Origin of the sequence: Chryseobacterium urinae, from assembly GCF_030518295.1 — a bacterium.
GTDB classification, from domain to species: domain Bacteria; phylum Bacteroidota; class Bacteroidia; order Flavobacteriales; family Weeksellaceae; genus Chryseobacterium; species Chryseobacterium mucoviscidosis.
Genome location: NZ_JAULSJ010000062.1, coordinates 1 through 7443, shown reverse-complemented (window position 1 = coordinate 7443; position 7443 = coordinate 1). Strand labels below are relative to the sequence as shown.

Annotated in this window: 10 protein-coding genes; 3 read left to right on the top strand and 7 right to left on the bottom strand. The window is 33.3% G+C overall.

The features are described 5' to 3' along the window. Positions 1-932: 932 nt before the first annotated feature. From QWT87_RS20715 to QWT87_RS20685, 7 genes are all read right to left on the bottom strand, one after another. The gene (locus QWT87_RS20715; protein WP_024564046.1) at positions 933-1772 is read right to left on the bottom strand and encodes a toprim domain-containing protein; all 840 of its coding nucleotides are present in this window, start codon (positions 1770-1772) and stop codon (positions 933-935) included. A gap of 115 nt (positions 1773-1887) precedes the next feature. Further along, on the bottom strand, positions 1888-2124 hold the full coding sequence (locus QWT87_RS20710) for a hypothetical protein (protein ID WP_123903502.1): 237 nt from the start codon (positions 2122-2124) through the stop codon (positions 1888-1890). 63 nt (positions 2125-2187) lie between these two features. Further along, positions 2188-3312 (bottom strand): hypothetical protein, encoded by a 1125-nt coding sequence (locus QWT87_RS20705; protein ID WP_024564044.1) that lies wholly within the window; start codon positions 3310-3312, stop codon positions 2188-2190. A gap of 50 nt (positions 3313-3362) precedes the next feature. Continuing rightward, positions 3363-3590 (bottom strand): hypothetical protein, encoded by a 228-nt coding sequence (locus QWT87_RS20700; protein WP_024564043.1) that lies wholly within the window; start codon positions 3588-3590, stop codon positions 3363-3365. Positions 3591-3641: 51 nt separating this feature from the next. Next, on the bottom strand, positions 3642-4352 hold the full coding sequence (locus tag QWT87_RS20695) for a ribonuclease H family protein (protein ID WP_024564042.1): 711 nt from the start codon (positions 4350-4352) through the stop codon (positions 3642-3644). Positions 4353-4354: 2 nt separating this feature from the next. Continuing rightward, a complete protein-coding gene (locus QWT87_RS20690) occupies positions 4355-4606 on the bottom strand; it encodes a DUF3853 family protein (RefSeq protein WP_024564041.1) in 252 nt (83 codons plus the stop codon). Beyond that, complete coding sequence (locus QWT87_RS20685; RefSeq protein WP_024564040.1) at positions 4606-4890, bottom strand: DUF3853 family protein; 285 nt, start codon at positions 4888-4890, stop codon at positions 4606-4608. Before QWT87_RS20685 ends, QWT87_RS20690 begins: the two co-directional genes overlap by 1 nt. Before the next feature lie 134 nt (positions 4891-5024). On the opposite strand from QWT87_RS20685, the gene QWT87_RS20680 reads away from it, so the two are divergent. The 3 genes from QWT87_RS20680 to QWT87_RS20670 all read left to right on the top strand — a co-directional run. After that, positions 5025-5474, top strand: a complete 450-nt coding sequence (locus QWT87_RS20680) for a hypothetical protein (protein ID WP_302718587.1) — start codon at positions 5025-5027, stop codon at positions 5472-5474. Between the two features lie 2 nt (positions 5475-5476). Then, positions 5477-6166, top strand: coding sequence for a hypothetical protein (locus QWT87_RS20675; RefSeq protein ID WP_024564038.1), 690 nt, complete (start codon positions 5477-5479; stop codon positions 6164-6166). Between the two features lie 14 nt (positions 6167-6180). Next, positions 6181-7443, top strand: a 1263-nt coding sequence (locus tag QWT87_RS20670) for a site-specific integrase (protein WP_302718582.1), incomplete at its 3' end; no start/stop codon positions are given.

The window sequence follows — 7443 nt, the reverse complement described above, 5'->3', positions numbered from 1 at the left end:
CTGGCTTCTTCCCAATACAGAAACCGTACGTTCAAACCTATGCAAAAGCTCCGCAAATCCCGGAACTTCGCGCTTTGCCTGATTGATGATCTTGTTTTCTCTAAGCTCTTCTACACTCTTTTTTTTGTTGCCATTTTACTGATTTTTAATTAGTTTTACAAAGTAACTAAATATAGCGCTGAGAAAGCTACCGAAGGTTTAGTTCAACATTGTATTGGCAAAATGCGGGATGAAGTCTTGAATTGAAAAGCCTAAATATTTAGCCGCATATGCTTTTCAATTCCACTTTTTTTAGTAATTTAGTCATTGGGTGCTACCGAAAAGTTTACGACCTGTTTATCGTTTTTCAAGGTGTTGATTTCTGCATTTTTGGTAATTCTACCTACGATTGTGTTCATAATCTTAAATTTTAAAATGTTAATATTTTGTTAATTTTTGTTTTGTCAAAGGTCAAATGTTGGGAGTGAATTGATTTGGTATCGAGGACACTCGGCATTTTTCTTTTTTTATATTAAGTTAGAAAACAGTATTTTTTGCTGGATTTTTATTGTTTTTCCGTTGATTTCAAAGAACGTCTATGGTTGATTTGATTCGTACAACTGAGGTTCCGGCTTTTTCTTTGCCCATGAACATAGGACGGCACCATCCATACAAAACCCGATTCGGTTCCGCTGGATAAAGGCAGAAAATTCCGAATCGGGCTTGAAATCTTTTTGTCCGAAGGATTTAGGAGTGTCTGGAAAAATTGTTGGAGCTTGTGGAAAGAATTTTTTTAGAAACCCAAAAAGATTTTTTTGTGTGGGTGGTGCCGTCCTACATTTGCAAACGTAAAAGCCCAACCGCAGTTGGGAAACTTAATCAATGGACGTGGTTGTTAATGGAAAACTAAAGGAAATTCATTGGAAAATGGTTTCTCCAATGATTTAAACTGATCAAATATTACAAAACCACTCGTTCAAGTCCTTAAAATTATGATAAATTAAAGAGCAATCCTCTACATTTTTGTATTGACTTTTAATTTTTAATTTAACCGATTTCCCATTCTTATCATTGTCTAGAAAAAGTGAAATTTTCTCATATTGTTTCAGTTTTTCTTCCACCTTGAAAAACATTGCAGTTGAATTTAAAGTCAAGTAATCACAGTTTGAATTATCTGATTTGTCTAAATTTCGGTAGGTCAGATAATCGAAAAAGCCCTCAAATATGAGAATCTCGTTCTTGAGATTGTTATCATTAACAATCAACGTCACATCCTTTTTTCCCAAACATATTTTTGACTGTGGATTGCGAATCTCAAAACCTCCGGACTTATTCTGAAATCCAATTCCGAAATATTTTCTTCCTTTCAATTCGTAGTGAATTTCCTTAACCCTATGCTTTTGCTCAAAAACTCTTCGGGACTTCAGATACTGAATTAATGCAGGATGCTGGATTTCTTTGATTTCTAAAATCTGATTGCATGTTTGACCAGTAGTTTCGTGATATTTTATTTCATTTTGAACTCTAAAATCCAATGTTGAAAGGCATTTCAATGCTTCTGAAACGGAACATTTCTTTATCTGTTGGACAATTGAAATCACATCGTAACTTTTTCCATTTCCAAAATCGAACGCCTTGTTTTTGACAAAATCGACCGCCAGACTTGGAATTTTTTCCTCCCGGTCCAACGCAAAATAAAACGCAGTTTTCGGATTTTCTTTGACCGGAAACAGCCCGAACGACTCCAAAACCGCCCGAATTCCGACGTTTTGCTTGACTTTTTCGCAATTCATTTTTTTTCTTTTAATGCAAATTACTTATCCACATTTCCCTTTTAAATAAAAAAGACTTTTAATTTATTTTTATATTACTTTTAGCAAACGGCATTCTTCTTTTGCCACAAAGGATTTAATGGTGTTTTTCGGTGAGTTCAATTCCGAAAACTAGTGAGTTCAATTCCGAAATTTGGGTGAGTGCAATTCCGAAATAAAGCCTGTTTTGGGGTGAGTGCAATTCCGAATCGATTTTTCCATTTATTCTGATAACCGTAGTTATCCACAAAACAGCTAGGTTATCCACAATTTTTGTGTTTTCTAAATCTTCGGGTGAGTGCAATTCCGAATTCGATGCTGTTATTTTGTTCATTTTTAACATTTCTTTAACTTTAGTGAGTGCAATTCCGAATTGGTGGTGAGTGCAATTCCGAAATCAGACAATCATCGGATAGCCATTAGGGAATATTTCTCCCATTTTTGTATTTCTATACAAATGCTTGATGTGTGCCTGAATTTCAATAAGAAATTTTTGACCTTTAAAGTCGGTCGATGCTATCTTTCTCATTCTGCAGTTCCTAATAAATTCCTTGAAGGCTCTTTCAATCAGTTCCCTTGTCTGCGGTATATTTTCGTATTGATGGAAAAACTGGACTGTTTCGGCTTCGTCTAATCTATATCGTTTTTTGAAATAGAGCAATCTTCGGTTAATTTTATGACTTTGGTTAAAATTCTCTTGGTTTGATTCTATAAGTTTTTTTGCTTCTTCAAATGGATGAGAAAATCCTTTGGTTAAGATAGGAACAATAAATATGGAATCCTTTTCATACCTGTATTGGAAAGAAAAACTATTGTATCTGTCGAGATTGATTTTGATGGGCTTTAGAAATTTGAAGCAGAAATCTTTGGTATTTTTATAATTTAACCCAAACTTTTTATTGAAATTACCCAGCTTCAGCATTGTTCCCGATTCGGGAATTTTTGAAAGCCAGATGGAGAAAATAATGTGTTTGTTGTTTCTGATATTATACACCAGATGATAGAGTACATAATTATATTCGGGAATAACCAATAATTTTTTCAGCCAGTAACTGCTAATTAGAAATGTGGTAAAACCTCTTTGGTCATAGGTTGGCGTAGAAATAAGTCCGCCAAATGTTTTGATTTCTTTCCCTTTTGAATTAAGCGATTTGTACCATCCCATCTTAAATTTGGCGAGAAACTCATAGGCATCCACAACCTGCTTTGTGGAACCACTCGGAGAAATTTTACTGTTCCGGATTTTGATGGAGGCGAAAATGTTATTTTCTGTTTCAAATTCTTCATCAAATAGGGAAAGTTGCTTCGGACGGTCTTCGGGACGAAACTGTTCATTGCCGATAATTGCAACGATATTGAAAATGACTCGAAGCGCATTGATTGGGATGTCCGCCGCTTGTTGGTCATCAAAAATAAAGTCGTCCACGAAATGGTTTCCCAGCCGAATCTTGTCGGGAACTTTTTCTCCCTTGTCCTCAAACTTCTTTCGGACATGGCGCAAATCTTTTTCAGATAAAGACATTTTCTATTCTTAATGTTCCTGATTTCTTATTTCCTGATTTCAGATGGTAATTATTTGGTTCGAACAGTTTTCTTTACTAGTTTTATTTTCTCACTTTTCAGTGTTTTGTCTCCATCAATGAGATTGTAGTGTTTGTAGGAATCAACACCAGTTGCTTTGAACACCCTTTTTTCGGCTTCTCCTATATTGGGGATCCTCACTTTCTGGATACCCAGATATTCGTAAGATATTTTATTGATGGTTACTTTTTGACCAGGTTTTAAGTCAGATATTTTCATTGTTTTAAGTTTTTACGATTTGTTAGAAATGAAATCGACTTTTTATTGATTTCATGATGTTTTCGGTCGTTTGATATTTGGAATGGAATCGACGGAAACTGTATCATCATTTTGACTATTCTTCAAATAGGGCAGGATACTTTTTAATGAGGATTTCCAGTTGGAAATGGGTCTTCCAGAACTATTCCGCCAGTCGTTTTCTAACCACGAATGATATTTTTCTTCAATTACAGAGTCCAAAAGAGGCTGATAATCCTCTAAAGTTGTTGCAAACTGAATAAATTCTTCCAATTCGGGAATAATTTTTGACTTGCTGCTTTTGGAAGTATCAGTAATGGAAACTTTATCACTAGATTTACTGATTTTGGGAACAACTTCCTTGGACGAATCGCTTCTCTTTAAAGTTTCATGTTTTTCAACAATTTCCAAACTTGGTACTTTTTCGATTTTTTCCTTCTCTATTTTCTCCAGTATGGGAATATCAGATAAGTAATTTAACAGAATTCTGTAATTACAAGGAAATCCACTTTTGGACTCAAATTCAACAAGACCCAACTCGCGAAGTTTATCTTTGGTCGGTTTTACGGTTTTTCTAGTTATTCCCAATGCATTACCGAGTGCAACATCGGAAATAACGACCTTATAACTATCGTTGTCCTTTCCTAATTTCAAAAGGTACAGATAGAGCGAAATTGCCGAAGAGCCAAGTCTTGCCTTGTGATTGAAGTCCCAAAATCGGTCGATAAGTTCCAAGTAATACATTTCTAACTGCTTGCAAAAAGTTCTATAGCCTTTTTCTTGTCGATGATGATGATGTTTCCTTTCTGAATGATGGCTTCATCCAAAATTCCTGAAGATTTAATCTTGGATGCTTTTGAAATGGAACAGCCCAGAATTTTTGCCAAACCTTTTAAACCGTATTCATACATATTTTCAGAATTTAAATTTTTAGATATCTCTAAAAATTCTTTTACGGTCAGATTGCAAAGAGGTGTTTGTGGGGTTATGTTTTCCATCAGCTGTTATCTTTAAAAAGTTCTAATGCTTTTTCCGAATCAATGATAATTTTTCTCCCATTTTGAATGATGGCTTCATCAAAAATTCCCTTACTTTTCAATTTTCCTGCATGATTTTTAGAGCATCCCAATATTCTTGCTAATCCAGAAAGACCGTAAACATACTTTTCATTAAATACCTTTTCTTGTGTGGGGTTTTCTGATGATTCTTGTTTTCTGGCATCTAAAATTTCCACAAATTCACCTATGGTCAATTGCCAAATTGGTCTATTATAATCTTCCATTTTGAAATTTTTATTGTAATTTGTTCTAAAAAAATACTTATTTGTATATATTTTACTATATTTGTATTGCAAATATAAAATAAATATTGAAATATATCTATATTTTAATCTCAAAAACAAAAAAAAAATTAAAGATGACTATAACTGAAAGATTGCAAAGTTACATGACCTACAAAGGGTTAAACCCCAATAAAATCACTGTTGAAGCTGGTTTGTCTGTTGGTTTAATTGGCAGAGCTATAAAAAACAACTCGGGACTCAACTCAGATACTATTGAAAAAATACTATACACTTATACCGATTTGAATCCAGAGTGGTTTATTTCGGAATCAGGTGAAATGCTAAAAACCAACAACCAAAACATTAATAATAATGGCTCAGGAAATAATGTAAACGGCAACATTAATGGAAATATTAGTGGAAATGTTACTATTTCGCATAGCGAGTTTTCTAATATGATAGAACTTCAAAAAGGCTATCAAGAAATACAAAAAGAACTAACAGAAAGATTGAAAACCAGTCAAGAGCAACTATCGGATAGCATGAGACAGGTTACTATACTTCTTGAAATTTTAAAAAAATAACTATGAAAAGGATTTTGATAATTAGTGCTATTTTATTTGGGGGAATCGTGATTGCTCAGCAGAAGAAAAATGCTTTGAATAATTGGAAAAGTAGAGATGCAGAAATCGCACAAAAGGTTTTTTCAAAATATCAGGAAAAAGAAAATAAGAAATTAGAAGATGAAAAAGCAGATTTAATAAAAATTCAAAAAAAGTTGAAAATTGAGATAATAAACGAAGGGGACATTGAGAAATACAATCAAAATATATGGCTTCGTATTGTAAAAGTGAATAATGGAAATTTAGAACAGATTGTTGATACGAGAGATAAGGATATTTCAGTTGTTACAAATACAATGGGAACGAACAATTGGAAAGATGAAGCAGGAGGGTTTAATTATACATCTTTCACTGACTTAATGAAGATTTCCCAGGAGCTTACAAGTAATAGAAATGAAACAGGAATATTAGCAAACTCATTAAAGCCCATTGAATCTTTTGAAACCCGCGAACCTGTTTTATATTTTTCTTTAAAAATCTACACACATAAAAACAGTTCAGAACAAACAACTTTACCAACCTTGTCCAAAACAATAAATATTTATGCTGACAACCAACTGATAAAGACTTTAAAATACTCTTTAGATGACTTTATAAAAGCAGAAGGAGTGTCAATACGGGACTTTAAATTGGGTTCTATTGAAAATCGATAATCAATTTTTCTAATATGAATATAAAGTATCACGCTCAATTTCTTCTTGACAGGGAAAAAGACAATCCTACTGCAAAACTGCGATATCGCATTAAGTGGGATGGCAATATTGTGGCTTTCAATTTGGGATATAGAGTAGAAATACAAAAATGGAGCAAGGAAACACAACGCTGTAAGGCCAATACAACTCACGGCGATAAGAAAATTTTCGCAAGCATTATCAACAGGAAAATTCAAGAATTTGAATCGGCTTGTCAAAGAACTTTTCAAAAATTTGAAGTTGATGTAATGTCTCCATGCTCAAAACAATTCCGTGAATCTTTTAATTGCGAAGTTGGGAGAACTTCGAAAACTGAAATTGTAGAAGAAAAGTCTTTTTTTGATGTTTTTGACCTATTTACTCAAGAAGAATCAAGAAACTCATATTGGAAAGATAAAACCTTGATGAAGATGAATACGCTAAAAAACAAGTTAACAGAATTTAATCCCAATTTAAAATTTGACAACTTGGATGAGGAGGGCTATAACAAGTTCCAACATTTTTTGGAATCAAAAAATCATAAAAACTCTACTATTCTGAAAGAGTTTAAGTCTTTAAAGTGGTTTTTAAAATGGGCAAAAAGAAAAGGATATCAAACAAATTCCTATTTCGAACTATTTCAACCAAAACTAAAGAACATTCCGAAAAAAGTTATTTTTCTTTCACAGGATGAATTGAAGAGATTTCGTGAATATGTAATTCCCGAAAACAAGAAACATCTTGAAAAAATTCGGGACGTTTTCTTATTTCAATGCTTTACCGGTCTGCGATATTCTGATGTTTTTAATTTACGGAAATCGGACGTCAAAGAAAAACACATTGAAATAAATTCTATAAAAACATCTGATAATCTCACAATCGACCTTAATGCGCATAGTCGTGAAATTTTGTTAAAATACAAAGATGAAGATTTTGTGCAAAATAGAGCTTTACCCGTTATTAGCAATCAAAAAATGAATGACTACCTAAAGGAGTTGGCAGAGTTAGTAGAAATTGATGAACCTATTACGCAGACTTATTATATGGGAAAAAAAAGAATTGACGAAGTGTTACCGAAATATTCTTTACTTGGAACTCACTGCGGTAGAAGAACATTTATTTGCAATGCATTATCACTTGGGATTCCTCCGCAAGTAGTAATGAAGTGGACTGGACATAGTGATTACAGCGCCATGAAACCCTATATAGATATTGCTGATGAAATAAAAGCAACCGCAATGGAGAAATTTGATTTAATA

What these genes read in the sequence shown, in the direction of transcription:
- QWT87_RS20685 (WP_024564040.1), bottom strand. Translation starts at nt 4,890, where the DNA reads ATGGAAGATTATAATAGACCAATTTGGCAATTGACCATAGGTGAATTT.
- QWT87_RS20710 (WP_123903502.1), bottom strand. Translation starts at nt 2,124, where the DNA reads ATGAACAAAATAACAGCATCGAATTCGGAATTGCACTCACCCGAAGAT.
- QWT87_RS20700 (WP_024564043.1), bottom strand. Translation starts at nt 3,590, where the DNA reads ATGAAAATATCTGACTTAAAACCTGGTCAAAAAGTAACCATCAATAAA.
- QWT87_RS20715 (WP_024564046.1), bottom strand. Translation starts at nt 1,772, where the DNA reads ATGAATTGCGAAAAAGTCAAGCAAAACGTCGGAATTCGGGCGGTTTTG.
- QWT87_RS20695 (WP_024564042.1), bottom strand. Translation starts at nt 4,352, where the DNA reads ATGTATTACTTGGAACTTATCGACCGATTTTGGGACTTCAATCACAAG.
- QWT87_RS20675 (WP_024564038.1), top strand. Translation starts at nt 5,477, where the DNA reads ATGAAAAGGATTTTGATAATTAGTGCTATTTTATTTGGGGGAATCGTG.
- QWT87_RS20680 (WP_302718587.1), top strand. Translation starts at nt 5,025, where the DNA reads ATGACTATAACTGAAAGATTGCAAAGTTACATGACCTACAAAGGGTTA.
- QWT87_RS20705 (WP_024564044.1), bottom strand. Translation starts at nt 3,312, where the DNA reads ATGTCTTTATCTGAAAAAGATTTGCGCCATGTCCGAAAGAAGTTTGAG.
- QWT87_RS20690 (WP_024564041.1), bottom strand. Translation starts at nt 4,606, where the DNA reads ATGGAAAACATAACCCCACAAACACCTCTTTGCAATCTGACCGTAAAA.